At 60.3% G+C, this 14,383-nt stretch carries 9 protein-coding genes; 3 read left to right on the top strand and 6 right to left on the bottom strand.

The features are described 5' to 3' along the window. Nucleotides 1-123: 123 nt before the first annotated feature. The 3 genes from lon (at nucleotide 124) to AC3ISG_RS17735 (ending at nucleotide 5,043) form a co-directional block, all read left to right on the top strand. A complete protein-coding gene (gene lon / locus AC3ISG_RS17745) occupies nucleotides 124-2,520 on the top strand; it encodes an endopeptidase La (protein ID WP_122537615.1) in 2,397 nt (798 codons plus the stop codon). 121 nt (nucleotides 2,521-2,641) lie between these two features. After that, the gene (locus tag AC3ISG_RS17740) at nucleotides 2,642-2,929 is read left to right on the top strand and encodes an HU family DNA-binding protein (protein ID WP_272631174.1); all 288 of its coding nucleotides are present in this window, start codon (nucleotides 2,642-2,644) and stop codon (nucleotides 2,927-2,929) included. A 239-nt stretch (nucleotides 2,930-3,168) separates the two neighbouring features. Continuing rightward, nucleotides 3,169-5,043: a SurA N-terminal domain-containing protein gene (locus AC3ISG_RS17735; RefSeq protein ID WP_489297583.1), complete on the top strand. Its 1,875-nt coding sequence runs from the start codon at nucleotides 3,169-3,171 to the stop codon at nucleotides 5,041-5,043. A gap of 1,063 nt (nucleotides 5,044-6,106) precedes the next feature. Here the strand turns inward: AC3ISG_RS17735 and fabI are convergent. Genes fabI through AC3ISG_RS17705 form a run of 6 tightly spaced genes read right to left on the bottom strand, consistent with a single transcriptional unit; the run spans nucleotide 6,107 to nucleotide 14,350 of the window. Beyond that, the gene (gene fabI / locus AC3ISG_RS17730; RefSeq protein WP_331106262.1) at nucleotides 6,107-6,901 is read right to left on the bottom strand and encodes an enoyl-ACP reductase FabI; all 795 of its coding nucleotides are present in this window, start codon (nucleotides 6,899-6,901) and stop codon (nucleotides 6,107-6,109) included. Nucleotides 6,902-6,920: 19 nt separating this feature from the next. Further along, on the bottom strand, nucleotides 6,921-8,531 hold the full coding sequence (locus AC3ISG_RS17725; protein ID WP_489297582.1) for an ABC transporter ATP-binding protein: 1,611 nt from the start codon (nucleotides 8,529-8,531) through the stop codon (nucleotides 6,921-6,923). A 1-nt stretch (nucleotide 8,532) separates the two neighbouring features. Then, a complete protein-coding gene (locus AC3ISG_RS17720) occupies nucleotides 8,533-9,552 on the bottom strand; it encodes an ABC transporter permease (protein WP_074891214.1) in 1,020 nt (339 codons plus the stop codon). A gap of 1 nt (nucleotide 9,553) precedes the next feature. Next, entirely contained in the window at nucleotides 9,554-10,627 is a 1,074-nt protein-coding gene (locus AC3ISG_RS17715) for a microcin C ABC transporter permease YejB (protein ID WP_074891212.1), read from the bottom strand. 1 nt (nucleotide 10,628) lies between these two features. Continuing rightward, on the bottom strand, nucleotides 10,629-12,524 hold the full coding sequence (locus AC3ISG_RS17710; RefSeq protein WP_489297581.1) for an extracellular solute-binding protein: 1,896 nt from the start codon (nucleotides 12,522-12,524) through the stop codon (nucleotides 10,629-10,631). Further along, a complete protein-coding gene (locus tag AC3ISG_RS17705; RefSeq protein WP_489297580.1) occupies nucleotides 12,521-14,350 on the bottom strand; it encodes an extracellular solute-binding protein in 1,830 nt (609 codons plus the stop codon). The genes AC3ISG_RS17710 and AC3ISG_RS17705 overlap by 4 nt, the downstream gene beginning before the upstream one ends. Nucleotides 14,351-14,383: the final 33 nt, after the last annotated feature.

Genomic DNA, 14,383 nt, shown 5'->3' with positions numbered 1-14,383 from the left:
CGTTTAAGCATCCTTTCGTTTTAACTCAACCCGGCGCTTGTTTTTTTAAGGTTCTACCCCCATCTTGATTTTCAGCTTATTTATATCTGTCCATGGCCTGAAGGCCGCCGTAGAGGCGAAATCATGAAGACGACCATTGAACTGCCTCTCTTGCCATTGCGCGATGTTGTGGTTTACCCGCATATGGTTATCCCGCTGTTCGTGGGGCGCGAGAAGTCGATCGAGGCCCTGGAAGCGGCGATGACCGGCGACAAGCAGATCCTGCTGCTGGCGCAACGAAACCCGGCGGACGACGATCCCGGCGAAGACGCGTTGTACAACGTCGGCACCGTTGCCACCGTGCTGCAATTGTTGAAGCTGCCGGACGGTACCGTGAAGGTGCTGGTCGAAGGCGAGCAGCGTGGCTCGGTCGAGCGCTTCATTGAGGTAGACGGCCACTGCCGCGCCGAGGTTGCGTTGATCGATGAAGTCGACGCCCCGGATCGTGAATCCGAAGTCTTCGTTCGCAGCCTGCTGGCTCAGTTCGAACAATACGTACAGCTGGGCAAAAAAGTCCCGGCTGAAGTGCTTTCCTCCCTCAACAGCATCGATGAGCCGGGTCGTCTGGTCGACACCATGGCTGCTCACATGGCGCTGAAGATCGAGCAAAAGCAGGAGATCCTCGAGATCATTGACCTGCCAGCCCGTGTTGAACACGTGCTGGCGTTGCTAGATGCCGAAATCGACTTGCTTCAGGTCGAGAAGCGCATCCGCGGTCGCGTGAAAAAGCAGATGGAGCGCAGTCAGCGCGAGTACTACCTGAATGAGCAGATGAAGGCCATTCAGAAGGAACTCGGTGACAGCGAAGAAGGCCACAACGAAATTGAAGAGCTGAAAAAGCGCATCGATGCCGCCGGCCTGCCCAAGGACGCGATGACCAAAGCCACCGCCGAGCTGAACAAGCTCAAGCAGATGTCGCCGATGTCAGCGGAGGCCACTGTCGTTCGCTCCTACATCGACTGGCTGGTCCAGGTGCCGTGGAAGGCCCAGAGCAAGGTGCGTCTTGACCTCGCCCGCGCCGAGGACATCCTTGACGCTGACCACTACGGTCTGGAAGAAGTCAAAGAGCGGATCCTTGAATACCTCGCCGTGCAAAAGCGCGTGAAGAAGATTCGTGGCCCGGTGTTGTGTCTGGTCGGTCCTCCTGGCGTGGGTAAAACCTCGCTGGCCGAGTCGATCGCCCACGCCACCAATCGCAAGTTCGTGCGTATGGCTCTGGGCGGCGTGCGCGATGAAGCTGAAATTCGCGGTCACCGTCGCACCTACATCGGTTCGATGCCTGGTCGTCTGATCCAGAAAATGACCAAGGTTGGCGTTCGCAACCCGCTGTTCCTGCTCGATGAAATCGACAAGATGGGCAGCGACATGCGTGGTGACCCGGCGTCGGCGTTGCTGGAAGTGCTCGACCCCGAGCAGAACCACAACTTCAACGACCATTACCTCGAAGTCGATTACGACCTGTCCGACGTGATGTTCCTGTGTACCGCCAACTCAATGAACATTCCGCCGGCGCTGCTCGACCGTATGGAAGTCATCCGTCTGCCCGGCTACACCGAAGACGAGAAGATCAACATCGCGACCAAGTACCTCTCGCCCAAGCAGATCGCTGCCAACGGCTTGAAGAAAGGGGAGATCGAGTTCGAAGTCGAGGCGATTCGCGACATCATCCGCTACTACACCCGTGAAGCGGGCGTGCGCAGCCTTGAGCGTCAGATCGCCAAGGTGTGCCGCAAGGCGGTCAAGGAACATGCCCACGAGAAGCGTTTTTCCGTGGTCGTTACGGCGGATATGCTCGAGAACTTCCTGGGCGTGCGCAAATTCCGTTATGGCCTGGCCGAGCAGCAGGATCAGGTCGGTCAAGTGACCGGTCTGGCCTGGACGCAGGTGGGCGGCGAGTTGCTGACCATCGAAGCGGCGGTTGTTCCGGGCAAGGGTCAATTGATCAAGACCGGCTCGCTGGGCGATGTCATGGTCGAATCGATCACGGCAGCGCTGACTGTTGTGCGCAGCCGTGCGAAGAGCCTGGGCATTCCTCTGGACTTCCACGAGAAACGCGACACGCACATCCATATGCCGGAAGGTGCGACGCCAAAAGACGGCCCAAGCGCAGGCGTAGGCATGTGCACGGCACTGGTGTCGGCCCTGACGGGGATTCCTGTCCGTGCTGACGTTGCCATGACGGGTGAAATCACCCTGCGTGGACAGGTGCTGGCCATCGGTGGTCTCAAGGAGAAATTGCTGGCCGCTCACCGTGGTGGCATCAAGACAGTGATCATCCCGGAAGAGAACGTTCGCGATCTGAAGGAGATTCCGGACAACATCAAGGCAGACCTGCAGATCAAACCGGTTAAATGGATTGACGAGGTCCTCCAAATTGCGCTGCAATACGCGCCGCAGCCCTTGCCGGATGTGGCTCCCGAGATGGTTGCCAAGGATGAAAAGCGCGAGTCTGATGCCAAGGAGAGGATCAGCACGCATTAGTCTGGGAGGCCTTCCTTGACAGGTTTTTGGGGCCCTTGCTATAAAGCGGCTCTTCAAGCCTGTTCAGGCCGCTCAGTGTTCGTTTGGTTACACCAAAAAAAACTTAGAAATACTCAAATATATAAGGGGACTTAGAGTGAACAAGTCGGAACTGATTGATGCCATCGCCGCATCCGCTGACATCCCGAAAGCTGCTGCTGGCCGTGCGCTGGACGCTGTAATCGAATCCGTCACTGGCGCTCTCAAGGCTGGCGACTCTGTTGTACTGGTGGGCTTCGGCACTTTCTCCGTCACTGATCGTCCTGCCCGTACCGGCCGTAACCCTCAGACCGGTAAAACCCTGGAAATTCCAGCGGCCAAGAAACCAGGCTTCAAAGCCGGTAAAGCTCTGAAAGAAGCCGTCAACTAAGTTTCTTTTTACTTTGCCCGTCCTGGACAGCGTTATCTCTGTTCGGGGCGTGAAGCGGTACGTGCGGTTGGTCAAGCGCTGGACTGTCACTCGGGGAACGCACATCGAACCCCGTCCGCTCTGCAAGTTACGAGAAGGCGCATCCTCGGATGCGCCTTTCTTCTATCCGGATTCAACCCACGCTCCGCGTTACCGTGTGCAGCAGCCTGGTGAGTCGAGTACAACCCTCTGGGGGATACATGCTGCAGAATATCAGGGACAATTCACAGGGCTGGATTGCCAAAACCATCATCGGGGTCATCATCGCCCTGATGGCCCTGACCGGCTTCGATGCCATTTTTCGGGCTACCAGCCATTCTCAGGACGCTGCGAAGGTCAATGGCGAGGAAGTCACCCAGGCTGAACTGGGTCAAGCGGTTGAAATGCAGCGCCGCCAACTGATGCAACAGCTGGGCAAGGATTTCGATCCTGCGATGCTCAACGAAAAGATGCTGCGTGACTCGGCCCTCAAAGGCCTGATCGAGCGCAAGTTGCTGTTGCAGGGCGCCGCTGACTCCAAATTCGGCTTCTCCGAAGCTGCGCTGGATCAGCAAATGTTGCTGACACCGGAATTCCAGGTCGACGGTAAATTCAACGCCGATCGCTTCGATCAGGTCATTCGCCAGCTTGGTTACACCCGCCTGCAGTTCCGCCAGATTCTGGGTCAGGAAATGCTGATCGGCCAGATTCGTGCCGGCATCGGCGGCAGTGCGTTCGTGACTGACGCCCAGGTCGACGCGTTCGCCCGCCTGGAAAAACAGACCCGCGATTTCGCTACGCTGACCCTTCCGGCCGATCCGTCGAGCGTTAAAGTCACCGACGACGAGATCAAGGCGCACTACGATCAACACGCCAAAGAGTTCCTGAGTCCTGAGCAAGTGGTGCTCGACTACATCGAACTGAAGAAGTCTTCCTTCTTCGATAAGGTTTCGGTGAAGGACGAAGACCTGCAGGCGGCCTATCAGAAAGAAATCGCGAACCTGGCCGAGCAGCGCCGTGGGGCGCACATCCTGATCGAAGTCAACGACAAGACCACGGATGCTCAGGCGAAAGCCAAAATCGAAGAGATCCAGCAGCGCGTGGCCAAAGGCGAAGATTTTGCGGCGCTGGCAAAGGAATTCTCTCAGGATCCGGGCTCGTCGACCAAAGGTGGTGACCTGGGCTACGCCGGCAAGGGCGTCTACGATCCAGCGTTTGAAGACGCGCTGTACGCGCTGAACAAGGATCAGGTTTCGGCACCCGTTCGCAGTCAGTTCGGCTGGCACTTGATCAAGCTGCTGGGCGTTGAAGCGCCGTCGGTACCGACGTTCGCCAGCCTGAAGGAGAAGCTGACCCACGAGCTGAAGTCTCAGCAGGTCGAGCAGAAGTTTGTTGATGCGAGCAAGAAGCTGGAAGACGCTGCGTTCGAAGCGTCCGACCTGTCTCAACCGGCTCAGGATCTGGGTCTGAAAGTGCAGACGACCGCGCCGTTCGGTCGCGAGGGTGGCGAAGGGATTGCAGCCAACCGCGCGGTGATTCAAGCGGCGTTCAGTCCGGAAGTGATGGAAGAGGGTTCCAACAGTTCTGCGCTGGAACTGGATCCGGAGACTGTGGTGGTGGTGCATGCCAAGGAGCACCGTCAGCCGGAGCAATTGCCACTGGAAGCGGTGTCGGCGCCGATTCGTGCGCAACTGGCGAAAGAACATGCCAGCGATGCGATGAAGGCCAAGGGCGAGGCGCTCCTGGCAGGCCTGCGTGACGGCAAGGTGCCGTATACGGCGACCAAGCAGGAAGGTCAGAGCTGGAAGGTCGTGGAAGCGGCCTCACGCAGCCAGGAAGGTGTCGATCCTCAGGTGTTGCAGGCGGTGTTCCGTATGCCGAAGCCTGAAGGCAAGGACAAGCCGGTATATGGCAGCCTGACGGCGGCGGATGGCAGTTTTGTGATTGTGCGTCTGAACGGCGTGAATCAGGCGGCGCCGGCGTCGGATGAGGAGAAGAGCCAGTATCGTCGTTTCCTGTCATCCCGTGAGGGTCAGCAGGATTTCGCGGCCTACCGTAAGCAGTTGGAGGCGGCGGCGAAGATCGAGAAGTATTGATCGACACAGAACGCTGCTAACAGAAAGCCCCGACTCGCAAGAGTCGGGGCTTTTTTTGTGGCCGGTGTTCGGAGCATGCGGTCCGAGGCACCTGCGGCGAGGTGTATGAAGAGCACAAGCGTCTGCCTCACGGCAGACATTTCGCCTTCGGCGAGTTACTTGGAAAAGCACCCCAAGTAACCAAGGGTGCCTGCTCCTGGTTAGGCCCTTCCTTCGTCAGGGTTCCTTCACTCCGGTCTCGCTCCGTGGGCCCGCGCCGAACGGACATCCATGTCCTGACGGCGCTCTCGCCGCATCCATGCGGCTCGGCCCACTCCGCGAGACCTCCGTTCAGCCTGCACCCAAGTCGCGTTCTGCGGTGTCTGAGCTTTCTGTGTTCAAAGATCAAAAGCAGGTCAACAGCTTCCCGGCTGAAGCCGGTCCTACTGTGGGTCCGCGGTGCCTTAAGTGGGACCGGCTTTTAGCCGGGAAGAGGCCAGTTTGGACACCCTCACATTTGCGTTGTAGCACCTGACGCCTTCCCGGCTAAAGCCGGTCCCACAAGGTGTACGCGGTGTGCTTTTTAGTGGGACCGGCTTTAGCCGGGAAGCTGTTGCTGTTGATCTAGATCTTGATCTTCAAGCACATAACGTCCAGACGACCCCTATCGCGACTTGGGTGCAGGCCGAACGCAGACGACGCGGAGTGGGCCGAGCGGCATGGATGCCGCGAGAGCGCCGCTAGGACATGGATGTCCGTTCGGCGCGGGCCCACGGAGCGTCGTCGGAGTGAGGGAACCCCGAGGAACGAGGGGCCTAGCCAGGAGCAAGCACCCTTGGTTACTTGGGGTGCTTTTCCAAGTAACTCGCCGAAGGCGAAATATCTGCCGTTAGGCAGATCCTACCAGCGTCGCCCGTAACCTCGGATTTTCACACCGACGCCAGCGCCAAAGCCGGAGCCAAAAAAAACGGCAGATCATCCAGCCACAGGGCCGTCTGATCCACCGCTTTCGCCAGCTAGCCAGCGCTTACAGGTTTTGCGCCAGTTTCAGAGCGTCGTCACTCTGAAAACGGGCAAGCAACCATCAACCTTCCAGATCACCCATCGCCGTGGTGTTGAAACCACCGTCGACGTACATGATCTCGCCGCTGACACCGGACGCCAGGTCAGAGCACAAGAACGCGCCAGCGTTACCCACTTCTTCAATGGTCACGTTGCGACGCAGTGGAGTCTGTGCCTCGTTCGCGGCTAGCATTTTGCGGAAGTTCGAAATCCCCGACGCCGCGAGGGTACGGATCGGGCCAGCCGATACTGCGTTGACGCGTGTACCTTCCGGGCCGAGGCTGCGGGCCAGGTAACGGACGCCGGCTTCAAGGCTGGCCTTGGCCATGCCCATCACGTTGTAGTTCGGCATGGTGCGCTCGGCGCCCAGGTACGACAGGGTCAGCAGGCTGCCATTGCGGCCCTTCATCAGATCGCGGCCGGCCTTGGCCAGGGCCACGAAGCTGTAGGCGCTGATGTCGTGAGCAATACGGAAACCTTCACGGGTGGTGGCTTGGGTGAAGTCACCGTCCAGTTGGTCGCCCGGCGCGAAGCCAACGGAGTGCACGATGCAGTCCAGACCGTCCCACTTCTTGCTCAACTCTTCGAAGACCTTGGCGATTTCTTCGTCGCTGGCGACGTCGCAAGGGAAGCACAGGTCAGCGTTCGAACCCCAGCCCTCGGCGAATTCCTCGACGCGCTTCTTGAGTTTTTCGTTCTGATAGGTGAAAGCAAGCTCGGCGCCTTCACGGTGCATGGCGGCAGCGATACCGGATGCGATGGACAATTTGCTGGCGACACCGACGATCAGGACGCGCTTACCGGCGAGAAAACCCATTGTTTTGTTCCTCTTCAGGTTAATCGACAGCTGCCGGCGCCAAGAAGGCGGCCTCCAGCAGCTGCTGTGTATAAGGATGTTGCGGTGCGGCGAAGATGGCTTCTGCCACACCCTGTTCGACCACTTGGCCTTGCTTGACCACCATCAGTTGGTGGCTTAACGCCTTGACCACCGCCAGATCATGGCTGATGAACAAATATGTCAGGTTGTACTTGGTTTGCAGGGAGCGTAACAGCTCCACCACTTGACGCTGAACGGTGCGGTCGAGGGCCGACGTCGGCTCGTCCAGCAAAATCAGCGCCGGTTTTAACACTAATGCCCGGGCAATGGCGATCCTTTGCCGTTGTCCCCCGGAAAACTCGTGGGGGTAGCGGTGCCGGGTCGCTGGATCAAGGCCCACTTCCTTGAGCGCTTCGATCACCGCCGCTTCCTGCTCGACCGGCGTGCCCATCTTGTGGATTCGCAGGCCTTCGCCGACGATGTCACACACCGACATGCGCGGGCTCAGGCTGCCGAACGGGTCCTGAAACACCACCTGCATCTGCCGCCGCAGCGGCCTGACCTGATGTTGATTCATCGCGCCCAGCGAATGCCCGTGAAAGCGTATCTCGCCTTCGCTGCGAATCAACCGCAGGATCGCCAGGCCGAGCGTTGATTTGCCTGAGCCGCTCTCGCCGACAATCCCCAGCGTCTGGCCCTTGGGCAGACTGAAGTGGATGCCGTCGACGGCCTTGACGTGATCGACGGTGCGCTTGAACACGCCTTTCTTGATCGGAAACCAGACCCGCAGGTCCTCGACTTCCAGCATTGGCGCGCCCGGCGGGTTGTTCGCCGGCCCGCCTTTGGGCTCGGCGCTGAGCAATTCCCGGGTGTACGGATGCTGCGGCGCGCGGAACAGCTCTTCGCACGATGCCTGTTCGACGATGCAACCGCGCTGCATGACACATACTCGGTTGGCAATTTGCCTGACGACGTTCAAATCGTGGCTGATCAGCAGCAAGGCCATGCCCAGCCGGGCCTGCAATTCCTTGAGCAGCTCGAGGATTTTCAGCTGCACCGTGACGTCCAGCGCGGTGGTCGGCTCATCGGCGATCAACAGCTCGGGCTCGTTGGCCAGGGCCATCGCAATCATCACCCGCTGGCGTTGGCCGCCGGACAGCTCGTGGGGGAGGGCTTTCAAGCGCTTGGCCGGCTCCGGAATGCCCACCAGATCGAGCAGCTCCAGCGTCCGTCGCGTCGCGGCTTTGCCGGTCAGGCCCTTGTGCAGGCCGAGCACTTCGTTGATCTGTTTTTCGATGGACTGCAGCGGGTTCAGCGACGTCATCGGCTCCTGGAAGATCATCGCGATGCGATTGCCGCGAATGCCGCGCAGGCGCTTCTCACTGACTTTCAGCAGGTCATCACCGGCGTAGCGAATCGTCCCCGTCGGATGGCGCGCGAGGGGGTAAGGCAGCAGCCGCAGGATCGAGTGGGCGGTGACTGACTTGCCCGATCCGCTTTCTCCGACCAGCGCCAGGGTTTCGCCCTTGCGGATGTCGAAGCTGATGCCCTCGACCACCCGCTGCACGTTGGTGCCGTTCACGAATTCGACGGAGAGGTCGCGGATTTCGACCAGATTGTCCTGATTCATCTCATTTCCTCGGGTCGAATGCGTCGCGGGCGGATTCGCCGATAAACACCAGCAGGCTCAACATGATCGCCAGCACGGCGAAGGCGCTGATGCCCAGCCACGGCGCCTGCAGGTTGGATTTGCCTTGCGCGACCAGTTCGCCCAGGGACGGTGAGCCAGCAGGCAGGCCGAAGCCGAGGAAGTCCAGTGCGGTCAGCGTGCCGATGGCTCCAGTGAGAATGAACGGCATAAAGGTCATGGTCGACACCATCGCGTTGGGCAGGATGTGACGGAACATGATCGCGCCGTTCTCCATGCCCAGCGCCCGGGCGGCGCGCACGTATTCGAGGTTGCGGCCACGCAGAAACTCGGCGCGCACCACGTCCACCAGGCTCATCCACGAAAACAGCAACATGATGCCCAGCAGCCACCAGAAGTTGGGCTGGACGAAGCTGGCGAGGATGATCAGCAGATAAAGCACCGGCAGCCCGGACCAGATTTCCAGAAAGCGCTGGCCGATCAAGTCCACCCAGCCGCCGTAGAAACCCTGCAGCGCCCCGGCGATCACGCCGATGATCGAGCTGAGGATCGTCAGCGTCAGGGCGAACAGCACCGACACCCGGAAGCCGTAGATCACCCGCGCCAGCACGTCGCGGCCCTGATCGTCGGTGCCCAGCAGGTTCTCCCGCGAAGGCGGGGCCGGGGCGGGGACTTTCAAGTCGTAGTTGATGCTCTGGTAGCTGAACGGAATCGGCGCCCACAGCGTCCAGCCGTCTTTGGCCGCCAGCAACTCCTTGATGTACGGGCTCTTGTAGTTGGCTTCCAGCGGGAATTCGCCGCCGAAGGTGGTTTCCGGGTAGCGCTTGAACACCGGGAAATACCACTCGCCGTCGTAGCGCACGGCCAGGGGTTTGTCGTTGGCGATAAGTTCGGCGCCAAGGCTTGCGCCGAACAGGATCAGAAACAGCCACAGGGACCACCAGCCACGCTTGTTGGCCTTGAAACGTTCGAAACGGCGTCGATTGAGAGGGGACAACGTCATATCAATGATCCCTGCGGTCGAAGTCGATGCGTGGGTCAACCAGCGTGTAGGTCAGGTCGCCGATCAGTTTCACCACCAGCCCCAGCAGGGTGAAGATGAACAGGGTGCCGAACACCACCGGGTAATCGCGGTTGATCGCGGCTTCAAAACTCATCAGGCCAAGGCCGTCGAGGGAAAAGATCACTTCAACCAGCAGGGAGCCGGTGAAGAAGATGCCAATGAACGCCGACGGGAAACCTGCGATCACCAGCAGCATGGCGTTACGGAACACGTGGCCGTAAAGAACTCGGCGCTGGGTCAGGCCCTTGGCCTTGGCGGTGATCACGTATTGCTTGCCGATCTCGTCGAGAAAGCTGTTTTTCGTCAGCAGGGTCATGGTGGCGAAATTGCCGATGACCAGCGCGGTGATCGGCAGCACCAGGTGCCAGAAGTAGTCGCCCACTTTGCCCAGCCAGCTCATCTCATCGAAGTTGCTCGATGTCAGCCCGCGCAATGGGAACCAGTCGAAGTAACTGCCGCCGGCAAACACCACGATCAGCAAAATGGCGAACAGAAACGCCGGAATGGCGTAGCCGACGATGATCGCCGAGCTGGTCCAGACGTCGAAATGGCTGCCGTGGCGTGTGGCTTTGGCGATCCCCAGGGGGATCGACACCAGGTACATGATTAAGGTGCTCCACAGCCCGAGGGAGATCGACACCGGCATCTTCTCGACGATCAGGTCGATGACCTTGGCGTCGCGGAAGAAGCTGTCGCCGAAATCCAGATGGGCGTAGTTCTTGACCATGATCCACAAGCGTTCCGGCGCCGACTTGTCGAAGCCGTACATGTGCTCGATTTCCTTGATCAGGCCCGGGTCCAGGCCCTGGGCGCCGCGATAGGTCGAGCCGGCCACCGAGACTTCCGCGCCGCCGCCGGCGATGCGGCTGGTGGCGCCTTCGAAGCCTTCAAGCTTGGCGATCATCTGCTCCACCGGACCACCCGGCGCGGCCTGGATGATGACGAAGTTGATCAGCAAGATGCCGAACAGGGTCGGAATGATCAGCAGCAGACGCCGCAGAATGTAGGCCAGCATGTTATTGCTCCGTGCCTTTTGGCTGGTCGGTTTCAGGCTCGGCGGCGTCCGGCGCGACCTGCACGGGAATGGCCGGCGTCGCGTCGGGTTTGACCCACCAGGTCACGGTGCCGATGTCGTACAGCGGGGTTTTGCCCGGGTGGCCCAGGTGATCCCAGTACGCGACGCGCCAGGTCTTGATGTGCCAGTTCGGGATCACGTAGTAGCCCCACAGCAGCGCGCGGTCGAGGGCGCGGGTGTGGTCGATCAGGCTCTGGCGCGAGTCGGCGTTGATCAAGCCGTTCACCAGCGTGTCGACCGCCGGGTCCTTGAGCCCGATGACGTTATAGCTGCCCGGCTTGTCGGCGGCTGAGGAATCCCAGTATTCGCGCTGCTCGTTACCCGGCGAGCTCGATTGCGGGAAACTGCCGACGATCATGTCGTAGTCCCGTGAGCGGCGGCGGGTGATGTACTGGGAGACGTCGACCCGGCGGATTTCCAGATCAATGCCGATGTCGGCCAGGTTGCGTTTGTACGGCAGCAGCACGCGCTCGAATTCGGTCTGGGCCAGGAGAAACTCGATGGTGACGGGCTTGCCGTCGGTGTCGACCATCTTGTCGCCAACGATTTTCCAGCCAGCCTCCTTAAGCAACTGAAACGCCTTGCGCTGTTGCTCGCGGATGATGCCGCTGCCATCGGTGACCGGCAGTTTGAATGCCTCGGTGAACACCGATTCCGGCAGCTTGCCGCGCAAGGGCTCGAGAATCTTCAGCTCGGCAGGCGTCGGCAGGCCTTTGGCGCCCATGTCGGAATTGTCGAAATAGCTTTTGGTGCGGGTGTAGGTGCCGAAGAACAGCTGCTTGTTGGTCCACTCGAAGTCGAGCAACAGGCTAAGGGCCTGACGCACGCGCACGTCCTGGAACATCGGCTTGCGCAGGTTGAAGATGAAACCCTGCATGCCCTGGGGATTGCCGTTAGGGATTTCTTCCTTGATCAGACGACCCTCTCTGACAGCCGGAACGTCATAGGCCGTCGCCCAGTTCTTCGCCGCCATTTCCTGCCAGAAGTCGAAGGCGCCGGCTTTAAGTGCTTCGAGGGCCACCGTGTTGTCGCGGTAGTAGTCGGTGGACAGCCGGTCGAAGTTGTAGAAGCCCTTGTTGATCGGCAGGTCCTTGCCCCAGTAATCCTTGACCCGCTCGTAGCGCACCGAGCGGCCGGCCTTGACCTCGACGACCTTGTACGGCCCGCTGCCCAGCGGAATTTCCAGGTTGCCCTTGCTGAAGTCGCGGGAGGCCCACCAATGTTTTGGCAGCACCGGCAACTGGCCGAGGATCAGCGGCAGTTCGCGGTTGTTGTTGTGCTTGAACTTGAACAGCACCGTGGTCGGGTTTTCGGCGACGGCCTGATCCACGTCCGCATAGTAACTGCGGTACAGCGGCGAGCCGTCCTTGATCAGGGTCTCGAAGCTGAACACCACGTCTTCGGCGCGTACCGGGTGGCCGTCGTTGAATTTCGCTTCAGGGCGCAGGTAGAAACGCACCCAGCTGTTGTCCGGGGCCTTTTCGATCTTGCCGGCGATCAGGCCGTACTCGGTGAACGGCTCGTCCAGGCCCTGGCGGGCGAGGGTGTCGTAGATCAAGCCGATGTCGTCGGCGGGCACGCCTTTGCTGATGAACGGGTTGAGGCTGTCGAAGCCGCCAAAACCGGCGCTGCGCAGGATTCCGCCTTTGGGCGCGTCCGGGTTCACGTAATCGAAGTGCTTGAAGTCGGCCGGGTACTTCGGCGCTTCGTTGTACAGGGTGATGGCGTGTTGCGGGGCCGCGTGGGCTGCACCGGTCACGCCCAGCAGAAGCGGGGCCAGCACGAACGGACTCAGAAACAGGCCGCCGGCGCGGGTCAGGGAGCGCAGGGCAGTCATTGGGTTTTCTCCGAAGGCTTGAGCCACCACGCACGCAGGCCCAGGGTATAGGGCGGGGTGGCGACCATGGCGAACCGGTTGCGATACGCCAGACGATGATTATTGAGGTACCAGTTGGGGATCATGTAGTGCTGCCACAGCAACACGCGATCCAGGGCGCGGGTCGCCGCCACTTGATCGTCCCGGGTCTTCGCGGCCAACAGCTGGTTGAGCAGGTTGTCGACCACCGGATTGGCGACGCCGGCGTAGTTTTTACTGCCTTTGATGCTGGCCTGGCTGGAATGGAAATACTGCCATTGCTCCAGCCCCGGACTGAGGGTCTGGTTCAGGGTCATCAGAATCATGTCGAAATCGAACTGGTCCAGCCGCTGTTTGTACTGGGCGCGGTCGACGGTGCGCAGGTGCGCGTCGACGCCGATCCGCGTGAGGTCTTCGATGTAGGGCTGCAGGATTCGTTCTAGGTTGGGGTTGACCAGAAGTATTTCGAAACGCAACGGCTGGCCGGCGCGGTTGGTCAAGCCGCGCTCGGTGAACGTCCAGCCTGCGTCGGCCAGCAGCCCCAGCGCCTTGCGAATGGAATCCCGGGGCACGCCGCCGCCGTCGGTTTTTGACACGGCGAAGGGCTGGGTGAACAGCCTGGCCGGCAGTTGCTCGCGGTAGGGCGAAAGCATTAGAAACTCACGGCCGGCGGGCAGTCCGCTGGAGGTGAATTCACTGTTGGGGTAGTAACTGGTCGAGCGCATGTAGGCGTCGTTGAACAGCGTGCGGTTGGTCCATTCGAAGTTAAACATCAGCCCCAGGGCCTCGCGCACGCGGATGTCGGCGAACGCGCCGCGGCGGGTGTTCATGAACAGCCCCTGGGTCTGCGTCGGGATTTGGTGCGGGATCTGCGCCTTGATCACCTTGCCCTCGGTTACCGCCGGAAAGTCATAGCCGGTGAGCCAGTTTTTCGCCTGATGCTCGATGTAGATGTCGAACTCGCCCGCCTTGAACGCTTCGAACGCCACGTCGGCGTCGCGGTAGAACTCCACTTCCACCCGATTGAAGTTGTACTTGCCGCGGTTGACCGGCAGGTCCTTGCCCCAATAATCCTTCACGCGCTCGAACACCAGACTGCGCCCCGGCCGCACCTGGGTGATGCGATAGGGGCCGCTGCCCAACGGGGGCTCGAATGAGGTGGCCTTGAAGTCCCGGTTCTTCCAGTAATGCTGCGGCAGGACCGGCAGTTCGCCGAGGCGCAAAATCAATAATGGATTGCCGGCGCGCTTGAACACGAAACGAATGCGGTGGCGGTTGAGGATGTCCACCCGCTGCACTTCCTGAAGCGCGGTGCGGTACTGCGGGTGGCCGTCCTTCAACAGCGTCCGGTAGGAAAACGCCACGTCGTAGGCGGTAATCCGCTTGCCGTCGTGAAAGCGCGCTTCGGGGCGCAGGTTGAAGACCACCCAGCTGCGGTCCTCGCTGTACTCGACGGTTTTGGCGATCAGGCCATAGCTGGAGGTGGGTTCATCGCCGGACGGGTCGTATTGGCCGGTGCCGACCATCAGCGGTTCGTTGAGTTCGCTGACGCCGTACTGGCCGAAGTTGGCCGTCGAAATCGGGCTGCTGCCCTTGAAGGTGTAGGGGTTGAGGGTATCAAACGTGCCGTTGGCCATGATTCGCAGGGTGCCAGCCTTCGGCGCCTCAGGATTGACCCAGTCGAAATGCGTGAAGCTGGCAGGGTACTTGAGGACACCGAACTGTGCGTAACCATGGCTTTCGCTGATGGTCGCGGCGGCTGTCGTGCTCAAGACCAGGCTGAAAGTCAGCAGCAGGTGACGTATCAAGTCGGCGGTCGATCCAGGCAGCGGTCGGTCACA

The sequence above is a fragment of the Pseudomonas sp. GL_135 genome (assembly GCF_057834665.1).
The sequence above is the reverse complement of the archived record's forward strand: the minus strand, read 5'-3'. Positions and strand labels throughout refer to the sequence as shown.

Bases quoted from the DNA above. Each gene is read 5' to 3' on its own strand.
- AC3ISG_RS17715 (WP_074891212.1), bottom strand. From the start codon at position 10,627: ATGCTGGCCTACATTCTGCGGCGTCTGCTGCTGATCATTCCGACCCTG.
- AC3ISG_RS17710 (WP_489297581.1), bottom strand. From the start codon at position 12,524: ATGACTGCCCTGCGCTCCCTGACCCGCGCCGGCGGCCTGTTTCTGAGT.
- AC3ISG_RS17725 (WP_489297582.1), bottom strand. From the start codon at position 8,531: ATGAATCAGGACAATCTGGTCGAAATCCGCGACCTCTCCGTCGAATTC.
- fabI (WP_331106262.1), bottom strand. From the start codon at position 6,901: ATGGGTTTTCTCGCCGGTAAGCGCGTCCTGATCGTCGGTGTCGCCAGC.
- AC3ISG_RS17735 (WP_489297583.1), top strand. From the start codon at position 3,169: ATGCTGCAGAATATCAGGGACAATTCACAGGGCTGGATTGCCAAAACC.
- lon (WP_122537615.1), top strand. From the start codon at position 124: ATGAAGACGACCATTGAACTGCCTCTCTTGCCATTGCGCGATGTTGTG.
- AC3ISG_RS17720 (WP_074891214.1), bottom strand. From the start codon at position 9,552: ATGACGTTGTCCCCTCTCAATCGACGCCGTTTCGAACGTTTCAAGGCC.